We start from the raw sequence: 15,368 nt of genomic DNA, 5'->3' as shown, positions 1-15,368 counted from the left end.
CCGCCGACGCAATTCCCGCGCCGGACACCCGGCGCACTCGATAATTATTACAAGGATCTATTCGTGCAAATCCTGGAACAGCGCTTCCTGCGCGGACCCAACGTCCACGCCGATTCCCCCTGCGTGCTGAGCGTGATCGACCTGCAGGAACTGTATGGCATCTCCTCGAAAGACATCCCCGGCTTCAACGACGCGCTGCTGGGCGCGCTGCCTTCGCTCGCCGGACAGATCCTGCCGATCGGCCAGCGCGGCGGCTTCGCCCAGCGCCTGCGCGAAGGCACCTACCTCGGCCGCGTGATCGAGCAGGTGACGCTCGAGCTGCAGACCCTGGCCGCGGGCGAGTCGACCTCGCCGGCCTCGTACGGGCGCACGCGTCCGGTTTCCGGCCGCCAGGGCGTGTTCCGCATCGTCTGCGCCTACCAGTCCGAAAAGCTGGTGCAGCCGGCCTTCCAGCTGGCGCTGGACCTGGTCACGGCGCTCGGCCGTGGCGAAGCGTTCGAGCTGGCGCCGCGCCTGGACGAGCTGCGCGCGCTCGCCGCGCGCCACGCGATCGGCACCAGCACCGCGGCGGTGCTGGCCGCGGCGCACGAGCGCGGCATACCGACCCAGCGCATCACCGAGGACGCCAACCTGTTCCTGCTCGGCTGGGGCGTGAAGCAGAAGCGCCTGCAGGCCACCACCACCGGCGACACCAGCTTCATCGCGGTGAAGATCGCCAGCGACAAGCAGCTCACCAAGACCCTGCTCACGGAAGCCGGCGTGCCGGTGCCGGAAGGTTCGGTGGTCACCAGCGTCGAGGAGGCGCAGCGCGCGGCCGCCCGCATGAAGGCACCGGTGACGCTCAAGCCGCTCGACGGCAACCAGGGCAAGGGCGTGACGGTCGACTGCCGTGACGACGAGGCGGTAGCGCGCGCCTTCGCGTTCGCGCGCCAGTATGGACGCAGGATCATCGTCGAACGCTTCGTCGAAGGCCGCGACTACCGTGTGCTGGTCGCCGGCGGCCGGATTGCGGCGGCCTCGATGCGCCGCCCCGCCCACGTGGTCGGCGACGGCGTCGCCACCGTGCGCGAACTGGTCGAGCGCGAGAACGAGAACCCGGCGCGCGGCGCCGGCCACACCAACATCCTCACCAGGATCGCGCTCGACGACCATGCGGCCGACGTCCTGCGCAAGCAGGGCTTCGACTTCGACAGCGTGGTGCCCAGCGGGGTGACGGCTGAACTGCGCGGCAACGCCAACCTGTCCACCGGCGGCACCGCCGAGGACGTGACCGACCTGCTGCCGGAATCGACCCGCCAGCTGTGCCTGCGGGCCGCGGCCAAGATCGGCCTGGACGTGGCCGGCATCGACATCGTCTGCCGCGACATCGCCTTGCCGCTCGATGTCCAGCGCGGCGCCGTCATCGAGGTCAACGCGGCGCCCGGCATCCGCATGCACCAGTATCCGAGCAGGGGCGAAGCGCGCGACGCCGGCGACGCCATCGTGCAGGGCCTGATGGGCGACTCGGATGGCCGCATTCCGCTGATCGCGGTAACCGGTACCAACGGCAAGACCACCACCACGCTCCTGATCGCGCACACCGTGCGCCTGGCGGGCAAGGTGACCGGCGTGACCACCACCGAAGGCGTGTTCATCGACGGCAAGCAGGTCGCCAAGGGCGACTGCACCGGCTACTGGTCGGCGCGCACCGTGCTCGGCTCGCCCGACGTCGAGGTGGCGGTGCTGGAGACGGCGCGCGGCGGCATCCTCAAGCGCGGCCTGGCTTTTGATCGCTGCGACGTCGGGGTGGTGCTGAACATCGCCGCCGACCATCTCGGCCTGGACGGCGTCGACACGGTGGAAGACCTGGCCCAGGTCAAGGCCGTGGTCGCTACTTCGGCATCGCGCGCGGTCGTGCTCAACGCCGAGGATCCGCTGTGCGTGGCCATGGGGCGCCGGGCCAAGCCGGAAGCGGAGATCGTGTATTTTTCGATGGACCCGGAGAACCCGGTGTTCCTGCAACACCTCGAGGAGGGCGGGCGCGGCGTCTACCTGCAGGACAATGCGGTAGTGGTCGCCGACGGCAACCTGCACCAGGAATTGCTGCGGGTCGAAAGCATGCCGGTCGCCTTCGGCGGTCGCGCGCGCTTCAACATCGCCAACAGCCTGGCGGCGGCGGCGGCCCTGATGGCGTCAAGCTTCACCAACCTGGAGATCGCCACCGGCCTGTCGACCTTCGTGTCGAACGGGCGCACCAATCCGCTGCGCACCAATATGTTCGACATCCGCGGCGTGACCGTCATCGTCGACTATGCGCACAACCCGGCGGCTTACCGCGCGATGGCCGAGATGGCGCGCGCCTTGCTGCCGGGGCAGTTGGTGGGCATCGTCACCGCGCCGGGCGACCGCCGCGACGAAGACCTGCGCGAGGTCGGCCGCGTGTGCGGTGCGCGCTTCGACGAACTGGTGGTGTACGAGTCCCAGAGCCGCGGGCGCGCCGTGGGCGAGGCGGTCGACCTGATCCTCGACGGCGCACGGGAAGCGGCGGGGATCAGCGACACCCTGCACCGTGTGATCGAGGTTGGCGAGGCGATCCGCCACGGCTTGGCCTTGTGCCGGCCGGGCGACGTCCTGGTGTTCGCCTGCGGCTCGTCGCTGCAGGTCTTCGTGGATGCCTTGCGGGTCAACGATCCGGACAGCGCGGACCTGGTGGCGGCCCAGGTCTGAGCCGCGCCCTTCCAGACGGGGTCAGGTCTGACATTGAGACACGGGCTGAGCAGTACACCTCGGTAACGCTCGAGCTCGTGTCCGAATGTCAGACCTGACCCCCGTGGGTGGACCCCCGTGGGTGTTAGAAGAAGAACTGCAGCGCCATGGTCCAGACGTTCGGCTTGAGCACGCTCGGCTTCTCCACCGGCAGGCGCTCGTACTCCACCGTGACGGCGGCATTCGGGCTGATCGAATACTGCAGGCCGAAGGCGCCGTAGGCGCCGGTCCGGGTCTTCTTGCCGAGCGCGGTCGGCGCCGGCGGCAGGGCCGGGGCGCGGGTCTGGGCCACGCCCACCTTGCCGTAGGCGCTCAACTTCTCGGTCAGCGCTACGCTGGGCTTGACGGCGATGTACATGCCGTAGCCGTTCTTCAGGTCGACGGCGCCGCCCTCGACCGCGAACTGCTTGCCGAACTGGTAGCCGCCGAACACCTTCGGGCTGGCCTTGGTCGCCGCGCCGACGTAGTCGACGCCGGACACCGCCACGCCGGCATAGGCTTGCCCCGCGCCGCGCACCGGCTCGGCTGCCTGGGCGGCGCCGGCGAATGCCGCGGCTGCGAAGAGAACGGCCAACACTTTCTGCATACCTTTTCCTTCCGAATTCGAGCCGGTCCGCTGTCGTTGGGAGCGGGCCGGGTTACGGATGAGCAAGGTAACAGTTGAAGGCGCGCATTAAAATAGCAATTTGTAAGCAAATGCAAAACTTGGCGCGTTAAGTAGCCAGGAAGGCATCGATTTAAGACCTTCTTAAGTAAAAACGCCCCGTGAGGGGCGTTTGCGCAACAGTGGCGGCGACGGCTCAGATCGCTTCCGCTTCGATCCGGCGCGCCAGTTCCGGCTTGTCCGGACGCAGCGCATCGGTCAGCTCCGACAAGGTGGTGCCGCAGCCGAACACCAGCACGTCGCCGGGCCGGCACAGTGACAAGCCGTGGCGGATCGCCTGGTGTGAAGCGAGCACGACGCTGAGCGAATCGTCGGCCAGCTTGCCCAGCTTGGCGCCACGCACCAGCAGCGCCGCGGTTTCGCCGTCGGGGCGCCCGCGATTCTCGGTTTCGTAGATCACCAGGTCGTCGAAGCCGGCCGCACAGGTGCGTCCGATGTCGATCAGGTCGGCGTCGCGGCGGTCGCCCGGCGCCGCCACCACCCCGACCAGGCGGCCCGCGCTCAATGCGCGCGCGCCTTCGGCCAGCGCGGCGTAGGCGGCGCAGTTGTGGGCGTAGTCGACGATCACGGTGACGCCGTCCACGTCGAACAGGTTCGAGCGCATCGGGTTGTGCTTGGCGTCGGACACGAAGCTGCGCAGCCCTTCGGCGATCTCGAGGTTGCCGAAACCGTGGGCGGTGAGGGCCGCAGCCGCCGCCAGGGCATTGGCGACGTTGTAGCGCGCCGCGCCGCCCAGCGACACCGGCATCTGGCGCGCGTCGAGCAGCGCCTCGTGGCGGCTGCCGTTGGCCAGCACCAGGGTCTGGTCCTGCAGGTAGACGGCGCGCCCGCCGTTTTCCAGGTGGCGCAGCAGGACCGGGTTGTCGGCGTCGAGCGAGAAGTAGATTACTTCCACGCCGTCGCGCAGCCCGTCCGACATCGCCACGCAATAGTCGTCCTCGGCATTCAGGACCACCGCGCGCGAGGCGCGCTGGGCCACCACCGCCTTGACCCTGGCCAGGTCGTCGAGGGTCTCGACGCCATCCAGGCCCAGGTGGTCGCTGGAGACGTTCAGCACCACCGACACGTCGACCCGGTCATAGGCCAGGCCGCGCTTGAGGATGCCGCCGCGCGCCGTCTCCAGCACCGCGAAGTCGACCTCGGGGCTGGACAGCACGCTGCGCGCCGAGCGGTAGCCGGTGCAGTCGCCACGGGTCGTCAGGATGCCGTCGACGTACACGCCCTCGGTGGTCGTCACCCCGGTGCGCAGGCCGGTCTGGCGCACGGCATGGGCGATCAGGAGCGCGGTCGTGGTCTTGCCGTTGGTGCCGGTGATGGCCACGGTCGGGATGCGGCCGTCGCATTCGTCGAACAGGGCGTCGACGATGGCCGCGCCGGCGTCGCGCGGGGTGCCCCGGCTCGGATACTGGTGCATGCGGATGCCGGGCGCCGCATTGACTTCGATGATGCCGCCTTTCTGCTCGCGCAGGGGCTTGGCGATGTCCTGGCACACGATGTCGATGCCGGCGACGTCCAGGCCGATGGTGCGCGCGGCGCGGATGCAGATGTCGCGCGTTTCTTCCGGCAGCAGGTCGGTCACGTCCTCGGCGGTGCCGCCCGTGGACAGGTTGGCGTTCCCGCGCAGGTCGGCGCTCACCCCGCTGGCGAGCACGGTCTCGAAGGAGTAGCCCTGCTTGGCCAGGGTTTCCTCGGCCAGCGCATCCATCGGGATCCTGGTGAGGATGTTGGTATGGCCCTCGCCGCGCGCCGGGTTGCGGTTCTCGATCTCGACCAGTTCGCGGATGGTCGAGCGGCCGTCGCCGACCACGCAGGGCGGCCGGCGCCAGGAGGCGGCGGCGACCTTGCGGCCGGCGACCAGCACGCGGTAGTCGCGCCCCTGAAGGTGTTCCTCGACGATGATCTTGCGACCGTACTTGCGCGCATGGGCAAAGGCGCGCGCCACTTCCTCGGGCGTGGCGCAGTCGGTGGTCACGCCCTTGCCCTGGTTGCCGTCGAGCGGCTTGATGGTCGCCGGGCCGGACAGGCGACGCGCCGCGCGCAGCGCTTCTTCCTCGCTCGAGACCGTGCTGCCCGCGGGCACCGGCACGCCGGCCACCTCCAGCAAAGCCTTGGTCAGCTGCTTGTCGCTGGCGATGCCGACCGCGATCGAATTGGTGGCGCCGGTGATGGTCGCCTGCAGGCGCTTCTGGCGGCTGCCCCAGCCAAGCTGGAACAGGTTGGCCTCGTCGGTCAGGCGCAGGGCAGGGATGCCGCGCCGCAGCGCCGCCTGCACCACGGCATTGGTGCTGGTGCCGATCGCGTAATCCTCCGCGAGCTCGCGCAGCGCGCCCAGCGCCTTGGGCAGGTCGAAGGGACGGTCTTCGGCCGCCGCGTGCACCAGGTCGATCGCCACGCGCAGGGCCGCGTCGGCCACCTGTTCGATGCCGTATCCGCACACCACGCGACGGGTGCGCGGGGCGCCGCTCACGGCGAGCGTAGCGCCGAAGCCGCCGGGCGCGCCGGCTAGGCGCTGCAATTCGTTGAGCACCGGCTCGATCGCTTCGACCAGCAGGGCGTCGTCGGCCAGGCGCACCGCGGCGTCCGGGGGAAGCGCGGGCAACTGCTCGAACAGGCGCGCGGCGAATCCGGGCGCCTTGGTGAAGCCGTCGTCGATGACTGCCATCAGGCAGGGGCTGGCGGCGTACAGGTTGGGGCCGCGCAGCAGGCGTTTTTCTCTGATTTTCATGAAATCGGGTTCCGTTTCGTTACATTTTCCAAAAAATCGAGCAGTGGGGGAGGCAGGCCTTTGCCGGCTTCGCTGTCCGCGGCGGGCAGGCGGTAGCTGCTGCCGGCCGGCAGCAGGTGCAGGCGCACGTCGATCAGCTCCGGGGTGTCGCGGTCCTTGATGTCGGCCACGTTGGTGATCATGGTGCGGCCGTCGACGATGGTGACCGCGCCCTGGCCCAGCACCTCGATGCCGACGCCGATGTCGACCACCAGCGCGGTGTCCTCGTCGATGCCGATGCCTTGCAGGTAGGGGTTCTGGGCCACCACGCTGAGCAGGCGCGAGAGGCGCTGGCGTTCCGAGAAATGCTGGTCGACCACTACCCGGTGCAGGAAGCCCAGCCCGGCGCCCAGGCTGACCGAGCCTTTCTCGGGGTGCAGTTCGACCCTGCCGGTGGCCAGCATGTGGCCCGACATGGCCGAGGCGCCGGCGCTGGTGCCGCCGATGGTGGCGCCGCGTACCTTGAGCGCGACGTGCATGGCCGCGTCGAGGGCGCTGCCGCCGAGCAGGGCCAGCAGGCGCTTCTGGTCGCCGCCGGTCATGAAGATGCCGGTGGCAGCGTCGACCTGACGCACGAACTCCTCGCTGTTGGCGTCCTGGCGGCTGGTCACCTCCAGGTGGCGGCGATTCGCCACGCCGAGCGTGCCGAAGGCTTCGTCGTAGATGCTCCACATCTCGTCGGCGACGGTGCTGGCCGCCGTGATCACCACGATGCTGGCCTCGGCGCCGCCGGACAGTTCGACGAAACGCTTCAGGATTTCCATTTCGCGCTCGCGGTCCTCGTGGCCGCCGATGATCACCAGGTGGCCGTTCTTGTGTTCTCGTCGTTCGCTCATCGCTGGGTCATCTTCGAATAGGGCATGCCCTGGTTGCTGTAAGCACCGGCCTCGTTACGGGTGACGCCGATCAGGCCGATGTCCACTTCCTTGTCGAACAGGTCCACGCCGCGCTTGAGCGCTTCCTCGAGCGACATGCCGTGCTCGATCCAGCCGTAGACGGTGCGCGCCAGCAGGTGGCGCACGATATGCTCGCCGATGCCGGTGGCGGCGATGGCGCCCAGCGAGCCGGCATAGAAGCCGCTGCCGATGATCGGGCTGTCGCCGACCCGGCCCAGCAGGCAGGGCGCCGAGCCGCCGGTGGAGCAGGCCACGGCGAAGTGGCCGTCCGGGCCGCGCACCACGGCGCCGACGGTGTCGCAGGCCGAGGACTTCGGCAGCTGCAGCGGAGTCTTGTAGTTCCAGAAGCGGTCGAACAGGCGGTTGTCGATGCCGGGCATGAGCGGCACCGATCCTGCCAATTCCTGCATCAGCTTGCGGTGGTCGGCGCGCTGGCGCTCGGAGATCGGCGCGCCCGCGGGCAAGCCGATGGTGCGCGCGAAGCGCTGCGCCCCTTCGCCGGCCAGCATCACGTGCGGCGTGTCGGCGATGGCGCGCGCCAGCTTGACCGGGTTCTGGACGTCGCGCACGCAGGCCACCGTGCCGAGCCGGCCGCGGGTATCCATGATGGACGCATCCATCTCGATGGTTGCGCCGTCCAGCCCCAGCGTGGAGCCGCTGCCCGCGTTGAAGCGGCCGTCGTCCTCGAGGGTGGTGACGGCGATGATGGCGGCGTCGAGCGCGTCGCCGTTGACTTCCAGTTGCGCCAGCGCGCGGCGGGCGGCCAGTACGCAGCCGTCCTCGTGTTCCAGCGGTGCGCCGGCGCCTCCGTGCACGACGACGGCGCCGGCCTGTTGGGGATTGCTCATGGGGTAGGTGATCCTTGATAGATGCGTTACGAGCTGCGCTTTGTTGTCACGCAGTTAATAGCAGCATTATCCGCGCGGACCTGCGTGCACCAAATCGGTACAGTTGCCGTGCTTGTGTAAGAAGTAACTTACAGGGAATGCCCGGGAGCGAGGTAGAGGAGGGAGGCGCCACGCAGGGCGGTGCGCAGGGCGCGCACCAGTTCGAGGCGTGCCGAGGGTGTCAGATAACGCCCAATTTCGACGCGCACGCCGCGTGCTTCGATCAGCACCAGGCTGCGCATGCCGCTGTCGGGCAGGCTGACGCGGGCGTGGCCGGGGTCGAGCTGGACGGTGGACAGCCTGGTGCCATCCGCGCACTCGACCAGCAGGCAGCCGTGCTCCAGGCGGACGCGCTCGTGGTCCAGTGCATGACGGCAATAGTGAATGAGGGCGGCGCCCAGAGCCCCGGTTTCGAGCAGGGCGAAAGCGAGCACCATCCAGGCGCCGCGCCAGGTGAACACCAGGGCGATGCCGAGCGTGGCCGTGCACAGCAGCGCATAGACGAGCAGCGCCTGGCGCGGCGTCATCGAGCAGTTGCGCTTCATGAGTCTTTCGAAGGGTAAAGGTTCCATGGCCGTCGCCGGCATCCCGTGCTGTATTTACGATGGAGTGTGTACGAGTTTGCCACAGACGGGAAAAAGGCATCGCCCGGACGGGAAAAGCCGTCGCATATCTGTTACCATACCGCCCCTTTCACTGATAAGCATCCTATGGCGCTCGCATGCGGCCTTGATTTCGGCACCTCCAATTCCACCGTCGGCTGGCTTCCGGGCAGCAGTTACGAGGCGGGCGCAAGCAGCCTGCTGGCACTGGAAGACGGCAAGGCGACCCTGCCCTCGGTCGTGTTCTTCAACGCCGACGACGAACAGGTGAGCTACGGGCGCGCCGCCCTGCTCGAGTACCTGGAGGGTTACGAGGGCCGCCTGATGCGCTCCCTGAAAAGCCTGCTCGGCACCAGCCTGATCGACGGCCAGACCGAAGTGGCGGGGCGCGCGCTGCCCTTCAAGGCGCTGCTGGGCCAGTTCATCGGCGAGGTCAAGCGCCGCGCCGAACACCGCGCCGGCCGCGAATTCGGCAGCGCCGTGTTCGGGCGCCCGGTGTTCTTCATCGACGACGACCCCGAGGCCGACCGCCGCGCCCAGGACACGCTGGAAGAGGTGGCCAGGTCGATCGGCTTTCGCGAGATATCCTTCCAGTACGAGCCGATCGCGGCCGCCTTCGACTACGAGTCGCGCATCGAGCGCGAGGAGCTGGTCCTGATCGCCGACATCGGCGGCGGCACGTCCGACTTCTCGCTGGTGCGCCTGGGCCCGGGGCGCACGGAGCGCACCGAGCGGCGCGACGACATCCTCGCCAACGGCGGCGTGCACATCGGCGGCACCGACTTCGACAAGTACCTGAGCCTGGCGAGCGTGATGCCGCTGCTCGGCTACGGCAGCAGCCTGCGCTCGGGCGCCGCCATCCCCTCGAGCACCTATTTCAACCTGGCGACCTGGCACACCATCAACCAGGCCTATACGCGCAAGAGCATCGCCCAACTGGCCGACCTGGTGCGCGATAGCTCCGAGCCGGCCAAACTGGTGCGCCTGCAGAAGCTGATCGACGAGCGCGCCGGCCACTGGCTGGCGATCCAGGTCGAGGCGGCCAAGATCGGCTTGTCGGGCAGCCCGCGCTTCACCATGGAGCTCGAGCGCCTGGCGCCGCCGGAAAGCCTGGAGCTCACGCGGGAAGGCTTCGAGGCCGCCATCGGCCAGTTGGTCGACAGCGTCGGCGCCACCGTACTGCGCCTGTTCCGCGACGCCGGCGTGGAACCCGATGCGGTCGACACGGTCTTCTTCACGGGCGGTTCGAGCGGCGTGTCGCTGCTGCGCGAACGGATCGCGGCGGCGCTGCCGCGTGCGCGCAAGGTCGAGGGCGACCTGTTCGGCAGCATCGGCGCCGGCCTGGCGCTCGACGCGCTGCGCAAATTCGGTTAACGCTTCAAGGAGGACGCAATATGAGTGTGTTTGAACGCCCGATCGTGATGCTCGACTTCGAGACCACCGGCCTGTCGCCCGAGTCCGGCGACCGCATCACCGAAGTGGCGGCGCTGCGCATCGTCGGCGGCGCGATCCGCGAACGCTACGTCTCCCTGGTGAACTGCGGTGTGCGCATCCCGTCCTTCATCACCCAGCTCACCGGGATTACCCAGCAGATGGTCGACAGCGCGCCGCCCAGCCAGCAGGTGGTGGCCGAACTGCTCGACTTCATCGGTGGCGACGTGCTGTCGGCGCACAACGCCAGCTTCGACGAGAAATTCCTCAAGGCCGAGGGCTGGCGCATCGGGCGCCCGACCGGACACTGCGGCCTGGTGTGCTCGCTGAAGCTGTCGCGCCGCCTGTTCCCGGGCCTGCCCAGCTACAAGCTCGGCAACCTCTCGAACCGCCTGGGCATCGCGTTCAAGGGCGCCGCCCACCGGGCCGAAGCCGACGCCGAAGTGGCCGCGCACGTGCTGCTGCACGCGGCCCGCCACCTCGGCAGCACCCATGGCCTGCAGCAGGTGGCGCCGGACCTGCTGGTCTCGGTGAACAAGCTGGCCGCCGCCAAGGTCCCCGTTTTCCTGGACAAGTACGCCAGCCTCGAGCGTGAACGGCGCGCGTCCTGAGTCATTACCACGTCCGCGCCTGCATGTGGCACTCCCACGATTGTGCGGACGCAAATCACGCGAGGGTCTCACTCCTTAAAATTTTAACAACGGCGGGAGATTCTTCATCCCCGCCTCGTTGAACGGCGCAGAGGGCCGAAGGGGGTAGGGATGAATCGCCAGAACGCCGCCCGCGAGGGACACGAAGTCTTCCAGTGGTTCCTGCCCGCCGCCGAGCGCGGCGATCCCTATGCACAGTTCAACCTCGGCCTGCTCTACAAGCACGGCGAGGCCGTCGAGCGCAACGACGTGCGTGCGCTCGAATGGATGCAGCGCGCCGCGCGCCAGGGTCTGGCCACCGCGCAGAACCACCTCGGCGCCATGTACTGCAACGGCCGCGGCGCGCCGCGCAGCGACGAGCTCGCCGCGCTGTGGTTCGGCCGCGCCGCCGCGCAAGGCGACCCCGCCGCCCAGCAGAACCTGGGCCAGCTCTACCGCAAGGGACGCGGCGTGCCGCAATCGCACGAACTGGCGTTCGGCTGGTTCTACCGTGCCGCCGAGCAGGGTCTCGCCAGCGCCCAGAACCTGCTGGGCGAATGCTATCTGCAGGGCCTGGGCGCGCCGGTCAGCCACCCGCTGGCGATGGCCTGGTTCCGCAAGGCCGCGCGCCAGGGGCATGGCCAGGCCCAGCTCAACCTCGCATTGATGTACCGCCGCGGCGACGGGGTCGAGCCCGACGACGCGCAGGCCGTGTGCTGGTTCCGGGAGGCGGCCGCAGGGGGCATCGCCGTGGCGCAGCGCTTCCTCGGCCTGGCCTACGCCAATGGGCAGGGCGTGCCGAAAGACCCGGCGCGCGCCATCGCCTGGCTCGAGCGGGCCGCCGCGCAGGACGACGCGGAGGCCCACTACGGGCTCGGCACCCTGCTCGCGGCCGGCCATGGCAGCGGCGGCGACGAGCGCGCGCTGGAGTGCTTCCTGCGCGCGGCGGCGCGCGGGCACGTGCAGGCGCAGTACTGCGCCGGGGTCATGGTTGCCGGCGGCCGCGGCACCCGGCCGGACCCGGCACGCGCGCTCGACTATTACCTGCAGGCCGCCGAGCAAGGCGCCGCCAATGCCCAGTTCAGCCTCGGGGTCATGTATGCCAAGGGCGACGGCGTGCCGCGCGACGAGGCGCGCGCCGCCGAGTGGTACCGGCGCGCGGCCCAGCAGGGCGACGCCAGCGCCCAGAACAACCTCGGCGTCCTGTACGCCAACGGCCAGGGCGTGCCGCACGACGACGCCCTGGCCGCCTATTGGTACCGGCAGGCGGCCGAGCAGGGCCATGCGCTGGCCCAGTACAACCTGGGCGGCATGGTCAACAGCGGCCGCGGCGTCGAGCGCGACCCCCTGCGCGCCTACATGTGGATGGTCCTGGCCGCCAGTGGCGGCCAGAACGGCCGCCCTGGCAGCGAAGAAGCGCGCCGCGCGCGCAGTGGCGTCGCCAGGCGCCTGGGGGCGAACGGCGGCCCCTGGGGGCGCGCCCTGGCCACGCGCGTGCGCGCGGGGCGGCGCGTTTCGCCGCCCCGTCTGGCCTCGTAGGGACGGCGACTCCCCAGTATCGGCAGGCTGGCGCCGGATATGCGAGCACGGCGATTCGCGTTATGATGGCCGTCGGCGCAAGCCGACCCCATGAATAACTCGAATATGAGAACCACATGACCCTGAGACACGCAACGCTCGTCGCCCTGCTGGCCGCGGCCTTCGGCGCCAATACGGCGCTGGCACAAAGCTGCCCCCCTTCCGCTACCGGCAAGGGCTCCTCCCTGACCTACCCGGTCTCGAAGAAGGTCGACCACACCGACAACTACCACGGCACCATGGTGGCCGATCCCTACCGCTGGCTAGAGGACGCGAACAGCCTTGAAACCAAGGAGTGGGTGACGGCGCAGAACAAGGTGACCCAGGCCTACCTGGCGCAGATCCCGCAGCGCGCGGCGATCCGCGAGCGCCTGACCAAGTTGTGGAACTACGAGCGCTACAGCGTGCCGGGCAAGGAAGGCGGCCGTTACTTCTATTCGCGTAACGACGGCCTGCAGAACCAGTCGGTCCTGTACACCCAGAAGACCCTGACCGACACCCCGCGCGTGCTGCTCGATCCGAACACCATGTCGAGCGACGGCACCGTCGCCCTGGCCGGCGCCGCGGTCAGCCCGGACGGCAAGCTGCTGGCCTACAGCACTGCAGCATCGGGCTCGGACTGGAACGAAATCCGCGTGCGCGACGTCGAGACCGGCAAGGACCTGCCCGACCACATCAAGTGGGTCAAGTTCTCCAGCACCGCCTGGACCAAGGACGGCAAGGGCTTCTTCTACAGCCGCTACGACGAGCCGAAGGAGGCGACCAAGCTGGCCGACGTGAACTACTTCCAGAAGCTGTATTACCACCGCCTCGGCACCCCGCAAAGCGCCGACACCCTGGTCTACGACCGTCCGGACCAGAAGGAATGGGGCTTCGGCGGCCATACCACCGACGACGGCCGCTACCTGATCATCACGACCACCAAGGGAACCGCGCCGAAGTACCGCATCTCGTACAAGGACCTGTCCAAGCCGGATGCCAAGGTGGTCGACCTGATCGACAACTTCGACGCCGGCTATGACTTCATCGACAACGTCGGCAGCGTGTTCTACTTCAGCACCGACCGCAAGGCGCCGAAGAAGCGCATCATCGCGATCGACGTCGACAATCCGGCGGAATCGAACTGGAAAGAGATCGTCGCCGAAAGCGCCGACACCCTGGCCGGCGCCGACATCATCAACAACCAGCTGGTGCTCGAGTACCTGAAGGATGCGAGGAGCGTCGTGCGCGTGCACGACCTCAAGGGCAAGCTGGTGCGCGAAGTCAAGCTGCCGGGCATCGGCAGCGTCGGCGGCCTGTCGGGCAAGCGCGATGAGACCGAGACCTTCTACTCGTTCACCGGCTTCACCACCCCGACCACGATCTACCGCCTGAACCTGAAGACGGGCGAAAGCACCGTGTTCAGGCAGCCGAAGGTCGACTTCAACCCGGCCGACTATGAAACCCGCCAGCAGTTCTTCACTTCGACGGACGGCACCAAGGTCCCGATGTTCATCGTGTCGAAGAAGGGCCTCAAGATGGATGGCCAGAATCCGACTTACCTGTACGGCTACGGCGGCTTCAACATCTCGATGACCCCTGGCTTCTCGCCGGCCAACCTGGCCTGGATGGAGATGGGTGGCGTCTACGTGGTGGCCAACCTGCGCGGCGGCGGCGAATACGGCGAGGCCTGGCACCAGGCCGGCACCAAGCTGCGCAAGCAAAACGTGTTCGACGACTTCATCGGCGCGGCCGAATGGCTGGTCGCCAACAAGATCACGTCCCCAAGCAAGCTGGCGATCGGCGGCGGTTCCAACGGCGGCCTGCTGGTGGGCGCGGCCATGACCCAGCGTCCGGAGCTGTTCGGCGCGGCGATTCCGGCCGTGGGCGTGATGGACATGCTGCGCTTCCACAAGTTCACCATCGGCTGGGCCTGGACCTCGGACTACGGCTCGTCGGAGAACCCGGAAGAGTTCAAGGCCCTGGTCAAGTACTCGCCGCTGCATAACCTGAAGGCCGGCACCTGCTACCCGGCCACCATGGTGACCACCGCCGACCACGACGACCGCGTGGTGCCGGCGCACAGCTTCAAGTTCGCCGCGGCGGCCCAGGCTGCGCAGGCCGGCCCGGCGCCGGTCCTGATCCGCATCGAGACCAAGGCCGGCCATGGCGCCGGCAAGCCGACCACCAAGCAGATCGAGGAAGTGGCCGATCGCTGGGGCTTCCTGGCGCGCGAGCTGAAGATGGGCGAGGCTGCGCCGGCGGCGGCCGGCAGCAAGTAAGCTGACCGCGGGTCCGTAAAAAGCAACGGTCGCTCGGAGTGATCCGGCGGCCGTTGCTGTTCTCACACGGTGGCAGTGCGCTTCGAGCGTCAAACTGGGTCCCGGCCTGCGCCGGGACGACGTGCTTCAGGCAAACGCAAAGAAGTGTTGGCGAGCCTTCCGCCCGTAGCGGAGGCATGTCGTTCCGGCGCAGGCCGGAACCCAATTTCTGGGTGAGCAGAGCTCAGCGTTGGACAACGACCAACAATGCCTTCGCCTCCGTCTTCCCCGCATTCCTGATCACGTGGTCATGATCGGCCGGATAGCGCGCCGTTCCCCCGTGCTTGATCTTCTTCTTCTCCGTCCCCACCTCCAGTTCGACCGCCCCGGTAATGACGGTCAGGTGCTCGCTGGTGCCCGGATCGTGGGCTTGTGACTTCAGTTCTCCCCCGGGCGCCAGGGTCAGTTCGTACCATTCGTACTTGCCCGCCAGGTCCATCGGACCGAGGATGCGCAGTGAATAGCCGGCGTGGGCGCCGGGCAGGGTGGGGGTCTCGTGGGCGTCGACCACCCGGATCAGGTCCACCGAGCGCACCTCGGACGAAAGCAGTTCGCCGATTTCCACGCCCAGGGCATTGGCCAGGCGCCAGGTGATGGCGATGGTGGGATTGGCTTTCTCGCGCTCGATCTGGGACAGCATCGATTTCGACACGCCCGCGATGCGCGACAAGTCTTCGAGGGTCAGGCCGCGCGCCAGGCGCAGGCGCTGTAGCGTGGCGCCAACTTCTGGTGGAGCGTTATTTGTTAAAGTTTTGGTCATGACCTGAATATGCTGATACCTGGCTTGCCAAGTTCATTAGCTGGGGGTAAGATTCAATATATTGAAATTTAGTTCGACATATAGAACTTGCTTCCATAAGTCGAACGAGTCC

11 protein-coding genes are annotated in these 15,368 nt (G+C 68.2%); 5 read left to right on the top strand and 6 right to left on the bottom strand.

Going from position 1 to position 15,368, the window contains the following annotated elements; translation table 11 throughout:
• Positions 1-63 precede the first annotated feature (63 nt).
• A complete protein-coding gene (gene cphA / locus ACK4S9_RS09795; protein ID WP_409724811.1) occupies positions 64-2,706 on the top strand; it encodes a cyanophycin synthetase in 2,643 nt (880 codons plus the stop codon).
• Positions 2,707-2,830: 124 nt separating this feature from the next.
• On the opposite strand, the gene ACK4S9_RS09790 is transcribed toward cphA (ACK4S9_RS09795), so the two are convergent.
• From ACK4S9_RS09790 to ACK4S9_RS09770, 5 genes are all read right to left on the bottom strand, one after another.
• The gene (locus ACK4S9_RS09790) at positions 2,831-3,331 is read right to left on the bottom strand and encodes an outer membrane beta-barrel protein (protein WP_409724808.1); all 501 of its coding nucleotides are present in this window, start codon (positions 3,329-3,331) and stop codon (positions 2,831-2,833) included.
• 214 nt (positions 3,332-3,545) lie between these two features.
• Complete coding sequence (gene cphA, locus ACK4S9_RS09785; RefSeq protein ID WP_409724806.1) at positions 3,546-6,134, bottom strand: cyanophycin synthetase; 2,589 nt, start codon at positions 6,132-6,134, stop codon at positions 3,546-3,548.
• Positions 6,131-7,009: a cyanophycinase gene (locus tag ACK4S9_RS09780; RefSeq protein WP_409724803.1), complete on the bottom strand. Its 879-nt coding sequence runs from the start codon at positions 7,007-7,009 to the stop codon at positions 6,131-6,133. The genes cphA (ACK4S9_RS09785) and ACK4S9_RS09780 overlap by 4 nt, the downstream gene beginning before the upstream one ends.
• Complete coding sequence (locus tag ACK4S9_RS09775) at positions 7,006-7,917, bottom strand: isoaspartyl peptidase/L-asparaginase (protein WP_409724800.1); 912 nt, start codon at positions 7,915-7,917, stop codon at positions 7,006-7,008. The genes ACK4S9_RS09780 and ACK4S9_RS09775 overlap by 4 nt, the downstream gene beginning before the upstream one ends.
• Before the next feature lie 128 nt (positions 7,918-8,045).
• Positions 8,046-8,501 (bottom strand): DUF2244 domain-containing protein, encoded by a 456-nt coding sequence (locus ACK4S9_RS09770; RefSeq protein WP_409724797.1) that lies wholly within the window; start codon positions 8,499-8,501, stop codon positions 8,046-8,048.
• Between the two features lie 165 nt (positions 8,502-8,666).
• On the opposite strand from ACK4S9_RS09770, the gene ACK4S9_RS09765 reads away from it, so the two are divergent.
• The 4 genes from ACK4S9_RS09765 (at position 8,667) to ACK4S9_RS09750 (ending at position 14,457) form a co-directional block, all read left to right on the top strand.
• Entirely contained in the window at positions 8,667-9,932 is a 1,266-nt protein-coding gene (locus tag ACK4S9_RS09765; protein WP_409724794.1) for an Hsp70 family protein, read from the top strand.
• A 20-nt stretch (positions 9,933-9,952) separates the two neighbouring features.
• On the top strand, positions 9,953-10,600 hold the full coding sequence (locus ACK4S9_RS09760) for a PolC-type DNA polymerase III (protein ID WP_409724791.1): 648 nt from the start codon (positions 9,953-9,955) through the stop codon (positions 10,598-10,600).
• A gap of 150 nt (positions 10,601-10,750) precedes the next feature.
• Positions 10,751-12,157 (top strand): tetratricopeptide repeat protein, encoded by a 1,407-nt coding sequence (locus tag ACK4S9_RS09755; protein ID WP_409724788.1) that lies wholly within the window; start codon positions 10,751-10,753, stop codon positions 12,155-12,157.
• Between the two features lie 116 nt (positions 12,158-12,273).
• Positions 12,274-14,457, top strand: a complete 2,184-nt coding sequence (locus ACK4S9_RS09750) for a prolyl oligopeptidase family serine peptidase (RefSeq protein WP_409724785.1) — start codon at positions 12,274-12,276, stop codon at positions 14,455-14,457.
• 223 nt (positions 14,458-14,680) lie between these two features.
• Here ACK4S9_RS09750 and ACK4S9_RS09745 read toward each other — a convergent pair whose 3' ends face one another.
• Positions 14,681-15,256 carry a helix-turn-helix domain-containing protein gene (locus ACK4S9_RS09745; RefSeq protein WP_409724782.1) on the bottom strand — a complete coding sequence of 192 codons (576 nt, stop codon included), beginning with the start codon at positions 15,254-15,256 and terminating at the stop codon, positions 14,681-14,683.
• Positions 15,257-15,368: the final 112 nt, after the last annotated feature.

This window comes from Massilia sp., assembly GCF_046293535.1.
In the GTDB taxonomy this organism is placed as follows: domain Bacteria; phylum Pseudomonadota; class Gammaproteobacteria; order Burkholderiales; family Burkholderiaceae_D; genus Telluria.
The sequence above is the reverse complement of the archived record's forward strand: the minus strand, read 5'-3'. Positions and strand labels throughout refer to the sequence as shown.

Coding starts and splice junctions, on each gene's coding strand:
- ACK4S9_RS09765 (WP_409724794.1), top strand. CDS start 8,667: ATGGCGCTCGCATGCGGCCTTGATTTCGGCACCTCCAATTCCACCGTC.
- ACK4S9_RS09775 (WP_409724800.1), bottom strand. CDS start 7,917: ATGAGCAATCCCCAACAGGCCGGCGCCGTCGTCGTGCACGGAGGCGCC.
- ACK4S9_RS09760 (WP_409724791.1), top strand. CDS start 9,953: ATGAGTGTGTTTGAACGCCCGATCGTGATGCTCGACTTCGAGACCACC.
- cphA (WP_409724806.1), bottom strand. CDS start 6,134: ATGAAAATCAGAGAAAAACGCCTGCTGCGCGGCCCCAACCTGTACGCC.
- ACK4S9_RS09780 (WP_409724803.1), bottom strand. CDS start 7,009: ATGAGCGAACGACGAGAACACAAGAACGGCCACCTGGTGATCATCGGC.
- ACK4S9_RS09755 (WP_409724788.1), top strand. CDS start 10,751: ATGAATCGCCAGAACGCCGCCCGCGAGGGACACGAAGTCTTCCAGTGG.
- ACK4S9_RS09790 (WP_409724808.1), bottom strand. CDS start 3,331: ATGCAGAAAGTGTTGGCCGTTCTCTTCGCAGCCGCGGCATTCGCCGGC.
- ACK4S9_RS09745 (WP_409724782.1), bottom strand. CDS start 15,256: ATGACCAAAACTTTAACAAATAACGCTCCACCAGAAGTTGGCGCCACG.
- ACK4S9_RS09750 (WP_409724785.1), top strand. CDS start 12,274: ATGACCCTGAGACACGCAACGCTCGTCGCCCTGCTGGCCGCGGCCTTC.
- ACK4S9_RS09770 (WP_409724797.1), bottom strand. CDS start 8,501: ATGAAGCGCAACTGCTCGATGACGCCGCGCCAGGCGCTGCTCGTCTAT.